Annotated in this window: 15 protein-coding genes and 1 pseudogene; 8 read left to right on the top strand and 8 right to left on the bottom strand. The window is 71.1% G+C overall.

The genetic code is table 11. The features are described from left to right. Positions 1 to 193 precede the first annotated feature (193 nt). The 3 genes from F1D61_RS21155 to F1D61_RS21145 are packed head-to-tail and all read left to right on the top strand — an operon-like array spanning position 194 to position 4,195. A complete protein-coding gene (locus F1D61_RS21155; protein WP_246775444.1) occupies positions 194 to 1,504 on the top strand; it encodes a cytochrome c in 1,311 nt (436 codons plus the stop codon). A 13-nt stretch (positions 1,505 to 1,517) separates the two neighbouring features. Beyond that, the gene (locus F1D61_RS21150; protein WP_203153902.1) at positions 1,518 to 1,997 is read left to right on the top strand and encodes a (2Fe-2S)-binding protein; all 480 of its coding nucleotides are present in this window, start codon (positions 1,518 to 1,520) and stop codon (positions 1,995 to 1,997) included. Next, positions 1,994 to 4,195, top strand: coding sequence for a xanthine dehydrogenase family protein molybdopterin-binding subunit (locus F1D61_RS21145; protein WP_203153900.1), 2,202 nt, complete (start codon positions 1,994 to 1,996; stop codon positions 4,193 to 4,195). The genes F1D61_RS21150 and F1D61_RS21145 overlap by 4 nt, the downstream gene beginning before the upstream one ends. 636 nt (positions 4,196 to 4,831) lie before the next feature. Here the strand turns inward: F1D61_RS21145 and F1D61_RS21140 are convergent. Together F1D61_RS21140 and dapB are read right to left on the bottom strand one after the other, a co-directional pair. Continuing rightward, positions 4,832 to 5,455, bottom strand: a complete 624-nt coding sequence (locus F1D61_RS21140; RefSeq protein ID WP_203153898.1) for a 2,3-bisphosphoglycerate-dependent phosphoglycerate mutase — start codon at positions 5,453 to 5,455, stop codon at positions 4,832 to 4,834. A gap of 35 nt (positions 5,456 to 5,490) precedes the next feature. Further along, on the bottom strand, positions 5,491 to 6,288 hold the full coding sequence (gene dapB, locus F1D61_RS21135; RefSeq protein ID WP_203153896.1) for a 4-hydroxy-tetrahydrodipicolinate reductase: 798 nt from the start codon (positions 6,286 to 6,288) through the stop codon (positions 5,491 to 5,493). A 215-nt stretch (positions 6,289 to 6,503) separates the two neighbouring features. On the opposite strand from dapB, the gene F1D61_RS21130 reads away from it, so the two are divergent. Continuing rightward, the gene (locus F1D61_RS21130) at positions 6,504 to 7,535 is read left to right on the top strand and encodes an alpha/beta fold hydrolase (protein ID WP_203153894.1); all 1,032 of its coding nucleotides are present in this window, start codon (positions 6,504 to 6,506) and stop codon (positions 7,533 to 7,535) included. Here F1D61_RS21130 and F1D61_RS21125 read toward each other — a convergent pair. After that, positions 7,501 to 8,223, bottom strand: coding sequence for a MarC family protein (locus F1D61_RS21125; RefSeq protein ID WP_246775443.1), 723 nt, complete (start codon positions 8,221 to 8,223; stop codon positions 7,501 to 7,503). The genes F1D61_RS21130 and F1D61_RS21125 overlap by 35 nt on opposite strands. A gap of 13 nt (positions 8,224 to 8,236) precedes the next feature. Next, a pseudogene (locus F1D61_RS21120) lies at positions 8,237 to 8,968 on the bottom strand (methyltransferase domain-containing protein); the annotation flags it as partial. 245 nt (positions 8,969 to 9,213) lie between these two features. Here F1D61_RS21120 and gloB point away from each other — a divergent pair. The 3 genes from gloB to F1D61_RS21105 all read left to right on the top strand — a co-directional run bounded on the left by gloB (position 9,214) and on the right by F1D61_RS21105 (position 11,668). Then, positions 9,214 to 9,993 (top strand): hydroxyacylglutathione hydrolase, encoded by a 780-nt coding sequence (gloB, locus tag F1D61_RS21115; RefSeq protein WP_203153884.1) that lies wholly within the window; start codon positions 9,214 to 9,216, stop codon positions 9,991 to 9,993. A 5-nt stretch (positions 9,994 to 9,998) separates the two neighbouring features. After that, complete coding sequence (locus tag F1D61_RS21110; RefSeq protein ID WP_203153882.1) at positions 9,999 to 10,448, top strand: cupin domain-containing protein; 450 nt, start codon at positions 9,999 to 10,001, stop codon at positions 10,446 to 10,448. Between the two features lie 362 nt (positions 10,449 to 10,810). Beyond that, positions 10,811 to 11,668, top strand: a complete 858-nt coding sequence (locus tag F1D61_RS21105) for an outer membrane protein (RefSeq protein WP_203153880.1) — start codon at positions 10,811 to 10,813, stop codon at positions 11,666 to 11,668. A 933-nt stretch (positions 11,669 to 12,601) separates the two neighbouring features. Here the strand turns inward: F1D61_RS21105 and meaB are convergent. Beyond that, complete coding sequence (gene meaB / locus F1D61_RS21100; RefSeq protein WP_203153879.1) at positions 12,602 to 13,579, bottom strand: methylmalonyl Co-A mutase-associated GTPase MeaB; 978 nt, start codon at positions 13,577 to 13,579, stop codon at positions 12,602 to 12,604. Between the two features lie 192 nt (positions 13,580 to 13,771). On the opposite strand from meaB, the gene F1D61_RS21095 reads away from it, so the two are divergent. Next, on the top strand, positions 13,772 to 14,806 hold the full coding sequence (locus F1D61_RS21095; RefSeq protein ID WP_203153877.1) for an alpha/beta hydrolase: 1,035 nt from the start codon (positions 13,772 to 13,774) through the stop codon (positions 14,804 to 14,806). Between the two features lie 334 nt (positions 14,807 to 15,140). Here the strand turns inward: F1D61_RS21095 and F1D61_RS21090 are convergent, their stop codons facing one another. The 3 genes from F1D61_RS21090 to F1D61_RS21080 all read right to left on the bottom strand — a co-directional run bounded on the left by F1D61_RS21090 (position 15,141) and on the right by F1D61_RS21080 (position 17,578). Next, complete coding sequence (locus F1D61_RS21090; RefSeq protein ID WP_203153875.1) at positions 15,141 to 15,743, bottom strand: SOUL family heme-binding protein; 603 nt, start codon at positions 15,741 to 15,743, stop codon at positions 15,141 to 15,143. Between the two features lie 4 nt (positions 15,744 to 15,747). Next, on the bottom strand, positions 15,748 to 16,398 hold the full coding sequence (locus F1D61_RS21085) for an NAD(P)-dependent oxidoreductase (protein ID WP_203153873.1): 651 nt from the start codon (positions 16,396 to 16,398) through the stop codon (positions 15,748 to 15,750). A 463-nt stretch (positions 16,399 to 16,861) separates the two neighbouring features. Further along, positions 16,862 to 17,578, bottom strand: coding sequence for a PhoH family protein (locus tag F1D61_RS21080; RefSeq protein ID WP_203153871.1), 717 nt, complete (start codon positions 17,576 to 17,578; stop codon positions 16,862 to 16,864). Between the last annotated feature and the right edge of the window lie 107 nt (positions 17,579 to 17,685).

Raw genomic sequence — 17,685 nt, 5'->3', positions numbered from 1 at the left:
CCGACCGATAGGGCCAGGGCTCTTCCACGTCACTCCGCCAATCGGAGGATAGCACTGTTTCGCGGGATTGCGGCAAGACTGTGCGGAGGGCAGCCCCGCGCGGCGCGACCGGCTTTGGCGGAACCGTGGCCGGGAGCGGCGGTTGTCCCGCGGCCGGAGGAGCGGACCTTCGCGTCGCGGGAGGAGCCGTTTCGTGGGGCGTCGCCGGATCGCAATCTGGCTCGGAGGAGCGGTTCTCCTCGCGGCCGTCGGGTTCGCGGTCGCAGCCTGGCGGCCCGTCCTCGCGCCGGGCGGTCCGACGCCCGCCGAGACCGCCCCGGAGCTGGTCCGCAAGGGCGCGGTGCTCGCCGCGCTCGGCTATTGCGCCTCCTGCCACACTGCGGAACACGGCCGGCCCTATGCGGGCGGGCGCGGCGTCGGCACGCCGTTCGGGACCCTCTACGCCACCAACATCACGCCGGACCCGGAGACCGGCATCGGCCGCTACTCGCTCGCCGCCTTCACCCGGGCGATGCGCGAGGGCGTCGACCGGGAGGGGCACCACCTCTACCCGGCCTTCCCCTACACCCATTATGCCGGCCTGACCGACGCGGACGTCGCCGCCCTCTACGCCTTCGCGATGACCCGCGAGCCGGTGCGGCAGGAGGCCAGGGCCAACGCCCTGCCCTTCCCGCTCTCCTGGCGCCCGCTGCTTGCCGGCTGGAAGCTGCTGTTCGTCCGCGAGCCCGAAATCCCGGCCGATCGGCGCCGGGACGCGGCGTGGCACCGCGGCGCCTATCTCGCCGAGGCCCTGAGCCATTGCGGCGCCTGCCACAGCCCGCGCAACCTGCTGGGCGCCGAGATACGGACCAGGGCCTATTCCGGCGGCGAGGCCGACGGCTGGTGGGTGCCGCCCCTCGACCGTTCCTCGCCCGCGCCGCTCGCCTGGAGCGAGGCGGATCTCGCCCGCTACCTCACCGAGTGGGACCCGCTCCATGGCGGGGCCGCCGGCCCGATGCGCCCGGTGGTCGAGGCGCACCGGACCGTGCCGCCCGACGAGATCCGGGCGCTCGCGGCCTACGCCGCCACGCTCTACGGCTCCGGCCCCGCCGGCAGCCGCGCCGGCCCGGTCGACCGGGAGATCCCGGCCGACGATCCCGCGCTCGCCCGGGGTGCGGCGACCTATGCGGGCGCCTGCGCGATCTGCCACGAGAGCGGCGGCGGCGCGAATGGCGGCGTGCCCTACACCACCGCCTCGCTCGGTCACCGCACCACCCTGCGGGCGCCCGATCCGCGCAACCTGATCCTGGTCCTGCGCGACGGCATCGCCCCGCGGGCCCACGCGCCGGGGCCGATCATGCCGGCCTATGGCGCCGTTCTGAGCCAGGCCCAGATGGCCGAGCTTGCTGCCTACCTGCGCGCCCGCTTCAGCCCCGACGGGCCGTGGCCCGGGCTCGACGGGACGGTGCGGGACCTGATGCGCGAGGCTCCCCGCCCCGGCGCCCGGGCCGAGGCCGGGAGGTGAGACGGAGATGCCGATGCCGAACCTGACGGTGAACGGCCGCACGCAGCGGGTCGCGGCGGAGCCCGAGACCCCGCTCCTCTACGTGCTGCGCGACGAGTTCGGGCTCGACGGCGCCAAGTTCGGCTGCGGGCTCGGCCAGTGCGGCGCCTGCACGGTCGAGGTCGAGGGCCGCGCGGTCCTGTCCTGCCTCACGCCGATCGGCGTGCTGGAGGGCCGGCCCGTCACCACCGTCGAGGGCCTGGGATCGCCGGAGAATCCGGGCCCCCTCCAGGCCGCCTTCATCGCCGAGAACGCGGCGCAATGCGGCTACTGCATCGCCGGCATGGTGATGCGGGCCCATGCCCTGCTGCGCTCGAACCCGCATCCGAGCGAGGCCGAGATCCGCGAGGCGTTGCGGCTCAACCTGTGCCGCTGCGGCACCCACATGCGGATCCTCGCCGCCGTGCGCCGCGCCGCCGGGGGCAAGCCCGCCTCCACGGGAGCGACGCCGTGACCGCGCTCACCCGCCGCACGCTCCTCGTCGGGGGCGCGCTCCTCGTCGGGATCGGGCTGAGGCGGCCGGCCGAGGCCGCACCCCTCCCCGGCACCCTGCCCGGAAGCCTGCCCAAGGCGCCGCGGATCGATGCCTGGATCCGGATCGGCGAGGACGGCGCCGTCACGGTGATGACCGGCAAGGCGGAGCTCGGCCAGGGGATCAAGACGGCGCTGATCCAGGTCGCGGCGGAGGAACTGGGGCTGGAGCCCGCCGGGTTGCGCCTCGTCACCGCCGATACCGAGCTGACCCCGGACGAGGGCTACACCGCCGGCAGCCATTCGATGCAGGATTCCGCCACCGCGATCCGGCATGCCGCCGCGGCCGCCCGGGCCCTGCTCCTCGAGGCCGCCGCACGCCGGTTCGACGTGCCGCCGGGCTCGCTGCGAATCGACGGCGGCGCGGTCGCCGCGCCGGACGGCCGGCGCCTCTCGCTCGGCGAGATCACCCCGGAGGTCGAGCGCGACGCGCCGGTGCCGGAGACGGTCCCCTTGGCCGACCCGGCGCGCTACATCCGCGTCGGCCGGGCGCTACCGCGGGTCGACATTCCGGCCAAGGTCGCGGGCGGCGCGGCCTATGTCCAGGACATCCGGGCGCCCGGCATGGTCCATGCGCGGATCGTGCGCCCGCCCCGCCCCGGCGCCCGCCTGGTGAGTGTCGATGCGGAGGCGGTCGCCGCCCGCCCCGGGGTGATCCGGGTGCATCGCGACGGCAGCTTCCTGGCGGTGCTGGCCGAGCGCGAATACGCCGCCGTGACGGCGATGCGGGCGCTGGCCAAGGGCGCGGTCTGGCAGGGCGGCGCGAAGGTGCCGGAGCCCGACGCGCTCTTTGCCGACCTGGCCGGTCTGCCGGCGAAACGGACGATCATCCACGCGGCCGGCCTCGATGCGCCGGTGCCGCCGGGGCGCCGGATCGGCGCCCGGTACCGACGGCGCTACCAGATGCACGGCTCGATCGGCCCGTCCTGCGCGGTGGCCGAGTACGACGGCGGCCGCCTCACCGTGTGGTCCCACGCGCAAGGGATGTTTCCCCTGCGCAAGGCGCTCGCCGAGATGCTGTCCCTGCCCGAGGAGCAGGTGCGCTGCATCCATGTCGAGGGCTCGGGCTGCTACGGCCATAACGGCGCCGACGACGCAGCGGGCGACGCCGCGTTGCTGGCCCGCGCCCTCCCCGGCCGGCCGGTGCGGGTGCAATACACCCGCGAGCAGGAGCACCTGTGGGAGCCCTATGGCGGGGCCATGACGACCGAGGTGTCGGCCGTGCTGGGCCCGGACGGGCGGATCGCCGACTGGGATTACGCGGTGCGCAGCCCGACCCATCTCACCCGCCCGCCGGGGGCCGGCCAGCTGCTCTCGGCCCGGATGCTGGAGACGCCGTTCCCGGCCCCGCCCCCGAAGGCGCTGCCGCAGCCCGAGGGCGGCGGCGACCGCAACGCGATTCCGCTCTATCGCCTGAACCGCGCCCGGGTGGCGCATGACTTCGTCACCGAGATGCCGCTGCGGGTCTCGGCCCTGCGCAGCCTCGGCGCCTACATGAACGTGTTCACGATCGAGAGCTTCTGCGACGAGCTGGCCGAGGCCGCGGGCGCCGATCCGGTCGCCTTCCGGCTCGCCCATCTCGACGATCCGCGGGCCCGCGCCGTGATCGAGGCCGCCGCCGAGCGCTTCGGCTGGGGACAGGGCCTGCCGAAGGGACGCGGCGCCGGCTTCGCCTTCGCCCGCTACAAGAACCTCGCGGCCTATTGCGCGCTGGCGGTCGAGGTGGCGGTCGAGCGCGAGAGCGGCCGGGTCCGGCTGGTGCGGGCGCAAGCCGCGGTGGATGCCGGCCAGGTCGTCAACCAGCACGGCATCCGCGACCAGATCGAGGGCGGAATCATCCAGGCGATGAGCTGGAGCCTGTTCGAGGCGGTAGCGCACGATGCGGAGGGGCCGACGAGCCGCGACTGGAGCACCTACCCGATCGCCCGCTTCCCCGACATTCCCGAGCGCCTGGACGTCCACCTGATCGACCGTCCCGGCCAGCCCTTCCTCGGCACCGGCGAGGTCGCGCAGGGCCCGACCGCCGCGGCTTTGGCCAACGCGATCCGGCAGGCGGCGGGAGTGCGCCTGCGCGAATTGCCGATGCGGCCGGAGATGGTGAAGGCGGCGATCGGGGTGTGAGAACCTGTTTGATCGACTCAAGCACTTACTCCCACACACGACCTCATCCTGAGGTGTCAGTCGATTGAAAATCGACTGACCTCGAAGGAGCTCCAGGGATCGCGAAGACTTCTCGAGCCCTCCTTCGAGGCTCCTTTCAGTCGCACCTCAGAGTCTGTTTGAGCAGCGTGATTTGACAAAAACTGAGAAAAATCAGGAGATATCCTACCATTCCACCTCATCCTGAGGTGTTAGTCGATCGCAGATCGACTGACCTCGAAGGAGGGCTCAAGAGGCCTCTGCGATCCCTGGAGCCCTCCTTCGAGGCTCACTTCGTTCGCACCTCAGGATGAGGTTGGCGGGTAGGATGATCACGTCTGCCTCAAATATCGCGTAGAAATCCTGCTCAAACAGGCTCTCAGGATGAGATCGCGAGAGGGATGGAAAAGGTCGTTGCAGCTAAATTTTCACAAATCAAACAGGCCATGAGAGATCGCGGAATCGATCCCTACAGATCTCGAACCCGCCACGTCGTTCCGGGGCCGCGAAAGCGGAGCCCAGGATGACGCGGAGGGTATTTGGACTGTCGCGGCGGTCATACGGACCTGGTCCAGGTCCCCACGGGCCGGCCAGGCCGGCCCGTGGGCGGTCTTCCGCTCAATCGCGGTCGAGAACTTCCTTCGAGGCGACGGTGGTGTCGTCCTTCAGGTGGTAGACCAGCGGCACGCCGGTATGGAGTTCGAGGCCGGGAATGGTCTCGGTGGTGAGGCCGTCGAGCACCATCACCAGGGCGCGCAGCGAGTTGCCGTGGGCGGCGACCAGCACGCGCTCGCCGCGCATCACCCGGGGCAGGATCTCCCGCATCGTGTAGGGCAGGACCCGGGCCACGGTGTCCTTCAGGCTCTCGCCGCCGGGCGGGGGCACGTCGTAGGAGCGGCGCCAGACATGGACCTGCTCCTCGCCCCACTTGGCGCGGGCATCGTCCTTGTTGAGGCCCGACAGGTCGCCGTAATCGCGCTCGTTGAGGGCGGCGTCGGCATGGGTCGGCAGGCCGGACTGGCCGAGCTCCTCCAGAATCAGCGCGCAGGTGCGCTGGGCCCGGCCGAGATCCGAGGTGAAGGCGACGTCGAACTGCACGCCCTTCGCCTTCAGCCGCCGCCCGGCCGCCCGCGCCTCTTCGACGCCGAGCTCGGTGAGCCCCGGGTCCTTCCAGCCGGTGAACAGGTTCTTCAGGTTCCACTCGCTCTGGCCGTGGCGCGCGAGGACGAGAAGGCGCTCCATGATGCGTATCGCTCCGTGATCTCGGGGAAAAAGGTTCAGAGGCCCAGCACGTCGTTCATGCCGTAGAAGCCGGGCTCGCGGGATTGCGCCCAGAGGGCGGCCTTGACGGCGCCGGCGGCGAACAGGCCGCGGTCGCTCGCCAGATGGGTAAGCTCGATGCGCTCGCCGGCGCCGGCGAAGATCACGCTGTGCTCGCCGACCACGCTGCCGCCGCGCAGCGTCGCAAAGCCGATCGAGCCGGGCTCGCGCGGGCCGGTATGGCCGTCGCGCACCGCGACCTTGCGCTCGGCCAAGGCCACGCCCCGGCCTTCCGCCGCCGCCTCGCCGAGGAGCAGCGCCGTGCCGGAGGGCGCGTCCACCTTGTGACGGTGGTGCATCTCCAGGATCTCGATGTCGTACTCGTCGCCCAGCGTCGCCGCGACCTTGCGCACCAGCCCGGCGAGCAGGTTGACGCCGAGCGACATATTGCCCGACTGCACGATGCGGGCGTGGTACGACGCCGCCTTCAGCTTCGCAAAGTCGTCCGGCGACAGGCCGGTGGTGCCGACCACGTGGACGATGCGGGCCTGGGCGGCGAGTTCCGCGTAGAACACGGTCGCGGCCGGCGCCGTGAAGTCGAGGACGCCGTCGGCCTCGGCGAAGGCCGGCAGCGGATCGTCGGTGACCGGAACCCCGAGCGGGGCCAGCCCGGCGAGCGCGCCGGCATCCTGGCCGAGCGCCGGCGACCCCTCGCGCTCGATCGCCGCCGAGAGCGTGCAGCCCTCGGCCTCGGCCACGGCCTGGATCAGCATCCGCCCCATGCGCCCGGAGGCGCCGACGACGACGAGACGCATGGGTCTTGATCCTTGTGTTCGCGGCGCGCGACCGCACGTCCGGGCCTCGTACAGGGGCCGGCGGTTGCTGCCAAGGAGAGGGCGAGATCGAGGACGGGAGAAAGCGCAACCCGGCGGAAGGACCGAAGGTCCGAGAAACACGCCCCCCGGGGATATGCGCGGGACCGCCATGGCCCCATCTTATGCCGCAGTGCAGCAATCGCGCCGGAGCTCCCATGGCCTTTCGGTTCGTTCCCGGACGCACGACCCGCCGCGCCGCCAGTGGCGCCGTGCGGCTCCTGCGCGCCACCGCCAAGGCGAATGCCGCCGCCGCGCGCCGCACCGGCACCCTGATGCAGCGCGGCGCCGAGGCGCTGAAGACGGCGGAGCCGGCGCACAAGCCGCCGGGCCGCTTCATCGAGGTCGACGGGGTGCGGGTGCATGCCATCGTCCGCGGCAAGGGACGGCCGGTGGTGCTGATCCACGGCAACGGCACGATGGCCGAAGACTTCGTCATCTGCGGCCTGGTGGAGCAACTGGCCAAGCATTACCGGGTCGTCGCGATCGACCGGCCGGGCTTCGGCCATACCGAGCGGCCGCGGCACTGGGTCTGGACCGCCGCCGCGCAGGCGCGGCTGATCGGGCACGTGCTGGCCGCGCTGAACGTCGAGCGGCCGGTGGTGGTCGGCCATTCCTGGGGCACCCTGGTGGCGCTCTCCCTCGCCATCCACGAAGGCCTCGACCTGCGCGGGCTGGTGCTGCTCTCCGGCTATTACTATCCGGGCCGGCGGGCCGACGTGGCGCTGATCGCACCGCTCGCCCTGCCCGGCCTCGGCGACGCGGCCCGCGCCCTGACGCCGGGGGCGGTCGGGCAGATGCTGGCGCCGCAGGTCTTCCGCCACGTGTTCAAGCCGCAAGCCGTGCCGGCCCGGTTCACCGCGCGCTTCCCCGTCGCGCTCTCGCTCTCGGCCACGCAAGGACGCGCGAGCGCCGAGGACACCGCCGGCATGAACGCCGCCGCCGCCCTGCTCCAGCCGCGCTATGCGGGATTGCGGCTGCCGGTGGCGATCCTGTCGGGGGATGCCGACGCGGTCGTGGAGCCGGGCGAGCAATCCTGCCGCCTCCACGCCGAGGTGGCGGGCAGCACCCTGACCCTGCTGCCGGGCCAGGGCCACATGATCCACTATTCGGCCAAGGCCCGGATCCTGCGGGCGGTCGAGGCGCAGATGGCGCTCACGGGACGGCGCCTGTCCTGGCAGTCGCGATGAGCGGTCCCAGCACGTCGGTAATTCCGGTCAGCGTGATCTGGGTGCCGACGCAGAGGAGCAGGAAGGCCGCGAGCCGCCCGAGCACCCGGGCCCGGGCATGGCCGAGCCGCTCGACCAGCCGGTCGGCCGAGGCGTAGGCCAGCAGGACCATCAGGGCGATGACGAGCGAGGCCGCCGAGGCGCCGGCGAGATAGGCGATCCGGTCGGCGCCGCCCTCCGGCCGTCCGGCGCCGAGCGCGATCGCCACCGCGATGGTGCCGGGCCCGGTGGTGAAGGGCAGCGTCAGGGGAAAGAACGCGATCTCGGCGAGCGCCGTCGGCTCGGGGCCGTCCTCGCTGCCCTGGACCGGCTCGGCCTGCGCGGTCTTGCGGGCCTCGCGCTGCTCGGGCGTGGCGAGCAGGCTCCAGGCCTGCGCCGCCACCACGAGGCCGCCGGCGATGCGCAACGCCGAGAGCGAGATGCCGAAGAAGCTCAGCACCGAGGCCCCGGCCCAGAGCGAGACCAGCATCACCGCCGCCGCGTAGACGCCGATGCGGCGCGACAGCCAGGTGCGCTCGTCGTGACTGCGGCCGGCCGTCACCTGCGCGAAGATCAGCGCCGCCCCGGGCGGGTTGACGATCGAGAACAGGGCCGAGAAGGCCAGAAGGAAGCTCTGCAGCGCGGCCTCGGCGCCCGGAAACGGCATCACGCGCCGCCCGGCACGGGGCGGGCACCGGCACGGAGACCGGCAGCATCCGGGCGCGCAGGCGCGCCGCCTTGCGGGCCTGGACCGCCACCGGGCGGTGGAGCTGCTTCGTCGCCTCGACCACGTGCAGGCCGGCGAAGGGCAGCGACAGGCCGGTGCCGACCCGCTCCCAGGCGCTCGCGGTCTTCACGGTGAGCCAGCCCTCCACCGGCGGCACGTACAGGGTCTCGGCCCAGTCCTCGGGGGAGAAGAGCGTGTCGCGCATCAGGCGTCCGAGCTGCGAGCGGCTGTAGGGCTGGCCGTGGCCGAAGGGGGTCGCATCCCGCCGCGCCCACAGGCCGCGGCGGTTCGGGACCGCGACGATCAGCCGGCCGCCGGGGGTGAGCACGCGCCACACCTCCTGCATCAGCTCGGCCGGGCTCTCCACCGCCTCGATGGCGTGGATCAGCAGCACCCGGTCGAGGGCCGAATCGGGCAGCGGCATCATGGTCGGATCGACGAGGCAGGAGGCCGAGCGGCCGGAGACCGGCCAGTTCGTCACGCCCTGCGCCGCCGGCATGAAGGCGAGCGTCCGCTCGGCGGCGTGCCGCACCGGGCCGAGATAGGGCACCGCGTAGCCGAGGCCCATGACCCTGAGCCCCGAGACCGAGCCGAGCATGCGGTGGACCGTGCGGCCGACGAGACGCTGCGCCACCGCCCCGAGGGGGCTGGCGTAGAAGGTGCGCAGGTCGGTGACGTCGAGGCTCATCGGGTCTCGGGGTTGCGGGGCGGCGGGCGTGAGCGCGCTCATGCCGTGGAAACCATGAATGGGGAGTGGCGCGAAGCGCGGCAAGGCGTCAACCCCGAGGGGGCGCCATGGCGGCCCGCGCATTCCCCGCCATTCGCCACGGCCCGGTCGCGCGGGCACGCGGTCGCCCTATCTCGCTGCAGGAGGCTCCCGCCGGGAATCCGGCGGAGAATCCTGTCCCGAGACCCCTTCGAGGAGGCGCCGCCATGCCCGAGATCCGTCCCGAGATCCGCACCTTCCTGTGCCGGAGCGACAATATCGGCGTGCTGATGCGCGATCCCGAGACCGGTGCCTGCGCGGCGATCGACGTACCGGAGGCGGCGGCCGTCCTGCGCGCCCTCGACGAGACCGGCTGGCGCCTGACCGACATCCTGGTCACCCACCGCCACGGCGACCACGTCGAGGGCATCCCCGAGGTGAAGGCGCGGACCGGGGCCCGGGTGACGGCGCCGGCGCGGGCCGGCAGCGCCGTGCCGCAGGTGGATGCGACCGTGCACGAGGGCGACGTGGTGACGGTGGGCTCGCTCGCAGCGACCGTCTGGGAGACCCCCGGCCATTGCGACGACCACGTCACCTACTGGTTCGAGGCGGCCGGCGTCGCGTTCGCCGGCGACACCCTGTTCACCCTCGGCTGCGGCCGGGTGCTCGAGGGCCCGCCCCAGGTGCTGTGGCGCTCGCTGTCGCGCTTCCTGCCCCTGCCCGACGAGACCGTGATCTATTCCGGCCACGACTACGTGCTGTCGAATACCCGCTTCGGGCTCGCCGCCGAGCCGGGGAACCGCAACCTCGCCGACCGGGCGGCCCTGGCCGAGAAGGCCAGGGCGGAGGGGCGCTTCCTGGTGCCGACGACGCTCGGAGAGGAGAAGGCCACCAACCCGTTCCTGCGCGCCACCGAGCCGGCGCTCGCCCGCGCCGTCGGGATGGAGCCCGGCGCCGACCCGGCGGCGGTGTTCACGGCCCTGCGCGAATGGAAGAACCGGTTCTGACGACGATGCACAACCTGACTGCCCCGAATCTCACCGCCTCGGAGGTCGTGCGCCTGCTCGACCTCAAGCCCCACCCGGAGGGAGGGCATTACCGCGAGACGTTCCGCGATTCCCGCGAGGTCGACGGGCGTCCCGCCTCGACGGCGATCTACTACCTGCTCGATGTCGGCGAGACCTCGGAATGGCACCGGGTCGACGCGACGGAGGTCTGGCTCTGGCATGCCGGGGCGCCGATGGTCGTCACCACCAGCCCGAACGGCCACGACGCCGAGGCGCGCCATCTCGGCCCCGACCTCGCCCGGGGCCACCGGCCGCAGATCGTGGTGCCGGCCCATCACTGGCAGACCGCCACCAGCCTCGGCGCCTGGACCCTGGTGAGCTGCACCGTGGCGCCGGGCTTCCGCTTCGAGGGCTTCGAGATGGCGCCGCCGGACTGGCGGCCGATGCCGCGCTGAAGGCCGGCCGGGGGCCTGCGGCGCTCCCGGCCGCTTCTCCTTTCGGGGCTGCGGGGTCCTTCTTCCGGGGCTGCGCAGCCCGTGGCCGACCGGAGCGGGGGCGACCCGACGGCCTGCCGGCGCGATGGCTCGTGAGACGGGGCGCACGAAGAATAAGACGCCCGGCATGGTATCCGCCGTTTCAAATACAGGCGTTTCGTGCTTCAGACCAAGCCAATCATTGCCGATCGGTAAACGTTTCTATGCTGTAGAATCCAAGTCCGGCATTTGATTAACCGGGCAGGTGTTGCAGAAAGATCATATCGCATCTCTGCGGCATCGGGCATGTTGCCGATCGCAGCACTCCTTTCCCGGTTGTATCCATGAACAAGTTCCTGGCCTCGCTGGCCGCCGCCACCGCCCTCACCTCGGCTGCCGCCGCGGCCGACCTGCCGCGCCGCGCGGCCCCGCCGCCGGTCTTCTCCCCGGTGCCGGTCTTCACCTGGACGGGCTTCTATCTCGGCGTGAATGCCGGCTACGGCTTCGACGCCAACAGCCGCAGCACCTCCCGCTACAACCTTCCGGCCGGATCGGTGATCGGTTCGGAGACCACGAACGGCGTCGTCTCCCTCAACACGAACCGGACCGACAATTCCGGCTTCACCGGCGGCGCGCAGATCGGCTACAACTACCAGTTCACGCCGGGCTCGGGCTTCGTGGTCGGCATCGAGGCCGACGCGCAATACGTCGACTTCGCCCGCCGCACCCGTGGCACGCTGAGCTACGGCTTTGCCGGCAATACCGGCCTGGCTTTCGCGCCGCCCGCGGCCACCGTCTTCACCAGCGGCAACGGCCTCGACTATTTCGGCACCGTCCGCGGCCGCCTCGGCTACGCCTTCGACCGCACGCTCGTCTACGGCACCGGCGGCTTCGCCTACGGCTCGGGCAGCGAGGACCAGAACTTCGCCGGCGGCCGCTTCCGCGACAGCTTCCGCACCGGCTACGCGGCCGGCGGCGGCATCGAGTACGCCCTGCCCACCGACTCGTTCCTGAACTTCTTCCGGTCGAACGCCGTCACGCTGAAGGTCGAAGGCCTCTACGTGAACCTCGACAGCAAGAAGGACGCCTTCCGCGGCTTCTACGATCTCGGCACCAACGCCGTGTACCTGCGCGGTGCCGCCGCCAACACCGAGTTCGCCGTCGTCCGCGCCGGCCTGAACTACAAGTTCGGCTCGTACTAGGACCGGGCGCGCGCTTCGGCCGGCGAACCGGGCTCCGGTTCGCCGGACGACATGCGGCACGGTCGACGACGACGGATCGGCGCCCGATCGCGATGATCGGGCATCGTCCCCGGCTCACCGGGCGCCCGCCGGGAAACCGGCGGGTCCGATACCACGAGGAGGCCGCGCGATCTGACATGAGCGTCTGATCGACCTTCCGGATCCCCAGCCCCGATCACCTGGCCCGCGAGGTCGAGCCCCGGACGCAGTCGCTGCATCCGGGGATTTCGATCGTTCCGGCGACGGGAATCACTGCGCTCTCGGATCGGCGTCCGTCGCCGGGCCTCGCCCGGCAGGCGAGGCATCGATCGGCCGAACGCTCCACGACCATGGCGTGGAGCGTGGCGCCACGGATCTTTCCCATCCACACCCCCATGCCGATGCGAGTGCCGTGTGATCGGACCCGCCTCGCTGTGAACCGGCCTGTGGGTCGATGCGCCGCCGTGGCCTGCCGCTTTCGAAAGGGACGCCGTGGCCGCCGACCGCAAAGCCGGTGCTCGACAGGGCCATCACCGATCAGCATGAGCCGGAACGCGAATTCGCGCAGCTTTGCACGCCCTTGAGCGACCGCCCCGATCTCACAAGTCGATGATCGATGACGGACCGATAAAACCAAAACGAAATTTCGTTATAAATCGATGACGTCCTCAAATTTCGGACCCGTTCAGAGCTTGATCGACTTTCTCGACGGTCTGCATACCCTCATTGCCCTTTCGCGTCCCGCTTTCGCGGCCCTGGAATGACGAAGGGGGCTTGAGATCTGTACGGATCGATCAAACGGGATCTCGAAAAATTCCCGACCCGAACCCTGCGACAACGCGACACCGTGAGCGGAGGAGCGTCGGTCTCCCGACGCAAGTCCGCTCGGATTCCCGACCGGTCGCGTCGGGCGATCTACAAGCCGATCAGTTCGGCGATCAGGTCGGCGCCCGCGGCCGGCGAGCGCTCGCCGGCCGCCACCCTGCGCTCGGCCTCCGCCGTCGTCTTGCGCACCTCGGCGCTGCCGGTGAGGCGCTGGTGCAGCCGCTCGTGGACCAGCGCCCACATCCACTTCACGTCCTGGTCCCGGCGCTTCGCGGCGATCTCGCCGGTGGCGGTGAGCTTGCCGCGATGGTCGAGGATCGCGTCCCACAGGGCGTCGAGCCCCTGGCCGGCGAGGCCCGACATCGTCGTCACCGGCGGCGACCAGGTGGCGCTCGCCGGGGTCAGGATGTGCAGGGCCGCCCGGTACTCGGCGGCGGCGGCCAGCGCGCGGCGCATCCCCTCCTCGCCGTCGGCCTTGTTGACCGCGATCATATCGGCGAGTTCGAGGATGCCCTTCTTGATGCCTTGCAACTCGTCGCCGGCGCCGGGCAGCATCAGCACCAGGAAGAAGTCGGTGAGATCCGCCACCGCCGTCTCGGACTGGCCGACGCCGACGGTCTCGACCAGCACCACGTCGAAGCCGGCGGCCTCGCACAGGATCATCGTCTCGCGGGTCTTGGCGGCGACGCCGCCCAGCGTGCCCGAGGAGGGCGAGGGCCGGATGAAGGCGTTGGGATCGACGGCGAGCCGCGCCATCCGGGTCTTGTCGCCGAGGATCGAGCCGCCGGTCCGCGACGAGCTCGGATCGACCGCCAGCACCGCCACCTTGTGGCCCCGCGCCGTCAGGGCGGCGCCGAGGGCGTCGATGGTGGTGGACTTGCCCACCCCCGGCACGCCGGTGATGCCGACCCGCACCGCCTTGCCGGCATGCGGCAGGGCGGCATCGAGGAGTTCGCGGGCGGCGGCGCGGTGATCGGCGCGCTTCGACTCGACCAGCGTGATGGCACGGGCGAGGGCGGCGCGGTTGCCGGACAGGATCTGGGCGAGGTCGGGGGCCGGAACGGTCATGCGACCTTTCTGCCGCCTCGCCGCGCGCCCGTCGAGGGCCCGGGCCTGTGGACGAAGGGAGGACAGGCGTGACCTTCGGGCAACAACCGTCACTTTGCCCGGCTACGACGCGCCACGGCCACGATGGTGCCGCATCGCCGGCCTGAAAGCGTGAGGACAGACCGGCCCCGCGCCGGGGACGAGTGGGACGACATGACAGCGAACGCCGTGCCGACGCGCCGGGGCCTGGCCCGCCTCGGCCTTTCCGCCTTCGCCAGCCTGTCGCTGGGCGGCTGCCTCGGCGGTGGGTTCGGTGGCGGCCTTCTGGGCGACGCGCCGGGGCCGGAGAAGCAATCGGCGCTCGACGTCAGCCCGGTGCTGCTCGTCGCCACCACCCGCCGCCCCGCCGACCCGGCCGGCCGCCCGCCCTACTTCACCGACCAGCGCGGCCGCGGCCTGGCCTTCGCCACCGTTCGCCTCGCCCCGCCCGACCGCTCGCTGCTCGGCAAGGTCTCGTCGGTGGTCACCGGCGACTGGCGCATCGCCTCGGCACCCCGGGTGGTGACCGGCCCCGAGGCCGCCACCGCCTTCGCGGAAGCGGCGCTGGGCCGCGACGTGCTGATCTACGTCCACGGCTACCGCGAATCGTTCGAGACCGCCGCGGTGAGCGCGGCGCAGCTCTCCGACGGCATCCGCTTCCGCGGCGTCTCCGGCCTGTTCACCTGGCCCTCGGCGGGAAAAACCTTCGATTACGGCTACGACCGCGAGAGCGCCTTGTGGTCGCGCGACGCCTTCGAGGACCTGCTGCGGGCGCTCGCCACCGCGCAGGGCGGGCGCATCCACATCGTCGCCCATTCGATGGGCACGCTGCTCACCCTCGAGACCCTGCGCATGCTGCGGGCCGATGCCGGCGAGGCGGCCCTCGACCGGATCGGCGCCATCGTGCTCGCCGCACCCGACATCGACATCGACCTGTTCACCAACGGCATCGAGCGATTGGGCACCGCGGCGCAGAAGATCACGGTGATCTCCTCCACCAACGACCGGGCGCTCGAACTGTCGAGCACCATCGCGGGCGGCGTGGTGCGGGCGGGGGCGGCCGATCGCAGCCGTCTGGAAGCGCTCGGCGTGCGGGTCGCCGATGCCTCGGAATATGGCAGCGGCTTCATCAACCACGACCTGTTCCTGTCGAACGTCGAGGTGCAGCAGGTGATCAAGCGGGCGGTGGCGCGGGCGGATGGGCGGTGAAGGTCATCAATCGGTTGTATGATCTCCGCTGAATAGACAGGAAACATGAAGTCGCGGGATCCCCTCTCCAGGCGATGCCGGGCTTGCCCGGTATCGCTGCAAGGTGTGGGAGAGGGGTAGGGGCGATCGAAGATCGCGCGAGGGTGCTACGGTGCCGCGTATAGCGCGCACCGTTGAGCTGCGAGCACCACGCTCAGCGGTTTACACGGAAGCGTGTCACCCTCACCCCTAACCCCTCTCCCACACCTTGCAGCGATACCGGGCAAGCCCGGCATCGCCTGGAGAGGGGGACGCGCTTTACTTTAGAACTTCAGTGGAAGCGGGCACCCGGCCCTCACGTCCCCAGCCGCACCGCCACCTCGTTCCGCCGCAGGAACGGGATCGCGAAAGGCGGGTCGTATCCCATGAAGAAGGGCGCAGCCGCCGGAACTTTCCCTGCCGCCCGCAGCACATCGGCCAGAATCCGTTCCTGTTCTGCCCTCGCCTCCGGCGTGATGCGGCCGGAGAAGCGCAAGGCCGCGATCCGCTCCGGCGGCACCGTAATGAGGCGAACCCCGGGCTCGGTCGGCTCCGGCGCGCCGGCGGCCGCGACGGCATGCGGCAGGAAGAACCGCATCGTGCCGCCGGTCACCTGCTCCACCGGCACCGTCATTGCGATGCGCTGGCCGCCGGCCTCGACGGGGGCGGTCATGGCGATGCGGTCGCCGGCCCGGTTGGCGCCGGTGATGTAGCGGAAGAGCCGCCCGAAGGCCTCGCCGTCGCCCTGCCCACGGGCGTCGGTCTCGACCGCGACCCGCGTCTCGTAGGACCGGATCTCGACGCCGCGGTCGAGCCGTTCGACCACCGCGTAGCGCGGCTGGTCGTAGAAGGCGCGCACCCCGAACACGCCGAGGACCGATTCGACCAGGGTGACGGCGTAGTAGAGAACCTTGTCCATCGGCTCAGACCGGCAACGGGTGGTGGATCAGCACGACCGGGCGCCGGACATGATCGCCGGTCTCGATCTCCCGAACGATGAATTGTGCCACGTCCGCCCGGGCGATCAGCCCGTTCGTCCACGAGGACGGCCGGTCGAGCACCTGGTAGCGCCCGGTTGCCGACCCGCCGGTGAGCACGCCGGGGCGGACGAGGGTCCAGTCGAGACCACTCTGCCGGATGCGGATTTCCTGTGCGTCCTTGTCGTCGTAGGCGCGGCCGAAGACGAGGCGGAACGGCAGGCGCTGGAGCGGGCCGATCGCCGCGCGGCTGTCGCCGGTGCCGAACCCGGTGACCGCCACCAGCCGGCGGATCCCGGATTTTTCCATGGCCGGCACCAGCACGTTGGTGGCGTCCGAGAACAGCCGTACCGGCCCGAACAGGTCGCGGAACGGCACGCCGAGGGCCTGCACCACGGCATCGACGCCATCGAGCGCAGCCGTGATGTCGGGCGCCGACAAGGCGTCGCCGGGGAAGCGTTCGAGATTCGGGTCCGAGAGGGCGATCTTGCCCGCCGAGCGGGCGAAGGCGCGAACCCGGTGCCCCGCGGCGAGCGCCGCCTTCACCGTTTCCAGCCCGATGCCCTGGCTGGCGCCGATGACGAGGAGATGGGCCATGCTGCGTCCTGGGTGAGCGAGGGAATCGATCGACCTAGGAAACGTCCGGGCGCGGGATGGTTGCTGGCGGCGGGGTAGATTTCGGAATGGGCGTCGTCGTCGCGGCGATATGACTGAGGTGGGGTTGCACCATCTCCAACCGCGCTGTCCACCTGTCGCGCGATTTAGAATAGGAAGCGCACTTAAAAGGCACTTCTCAAAATAAATTTGATCTGCTCTGGCAGTACTTGCACCCTGCGCGTCATTCCGGGGCCGCGCAGCGGAGCCCGGAATCCAGAAACACAGGCGGGAAAGGATGAAGCGGACCGCGATCCGCCTTCTTCCAACCGCTCAGCGGTTATGGATTCCGGGCTCCGCTGCGCGGCCCCGGAATGACTCGATGGGTGTCAGATTCCGTTGGCCCATCGATAAACCATCAGAACGACAGCCTGCCCGACCTCCCGGCCGGGCAGGCCTCCAACCCTCAAACCCGCGCTTCCTCGAAGGCCCGCACCCACTCGGCACAGATCCCCGAGCGCACGATGTCGTCCAGGCCGAACTCGACGATCGGGACCGGCATCATCCGGCTCTTGACCAGGTGAATCACGGTGCGCAGCCCCGACGTCTCGCGCAGGTCGGTCTGCGAGACGTCGCCGTTGATGATGACCTGGGTGTCGTCGCCGATCCGGGTCAGGAACATCTTGATCTCGGCCGGGGTGGTGTTCTGGGCCTCGTCGAGGATCACCAGGCAGTTCTTGAACGTGCGCCCGCGCATCACCTCGAAGGGGACAACCTCGATGTCGCCGGCCTTGACGGCGATCTCGAAGGCACCTTCGCCCATGCGCTCCTTCATGGTCTCGGTCAGCGGCGCGACCCAGGGCGCGATCTTGTCTTCCAGGGTGCCGGGGAAGAAGCCGAGGGAGCGGCCGGAGGGCACGTTCGGCCGGGTGATGACCACCTTGGCGACCCTGCGCTGGCGCAGCAGGTCGGCGGCGCGGGTTCCGGCGATGTAGGTCTTGCCGGTGCCGGCGGGGCCGAGCACGATCACTTGCGGGTGGGACCCGAGGGCGTCCAGATACTCGGCCTGACGGGCCGTCATCGGCTGAATCGGTGGCGGGTTGCGCTCCTCCTCGAAGCGAGTGCGATGCACTCGGATCGGGCGGTCATCAACCAGTTCAAGTCGTGCGCGTCGTCTCTTCACGGATCAACACTCCCACTGGACTTGCGGTGCCGACTATGGTGTGCCCTCTGGTGTCCCGGATCTCCTGTGTTCTTGCAACGACTCAAAGTCTGATCGGCCGTGACGGT

This window comes from Methylobacterium aquaticum (genome assembly GCF_016804325.1).
Lineage (GTDB): Bacteria > Pseudomonadota > Alphaproteobacteria > Rhizobiales > Beijerinckiaceae > Methylobacterium > Methylobacterium aquaticum_C.
The sequence above is the reverse complement of the archived record's forward strand: the minus strand, read 5'-3'. Positions and strand labels throughout refer to the sequence as shown.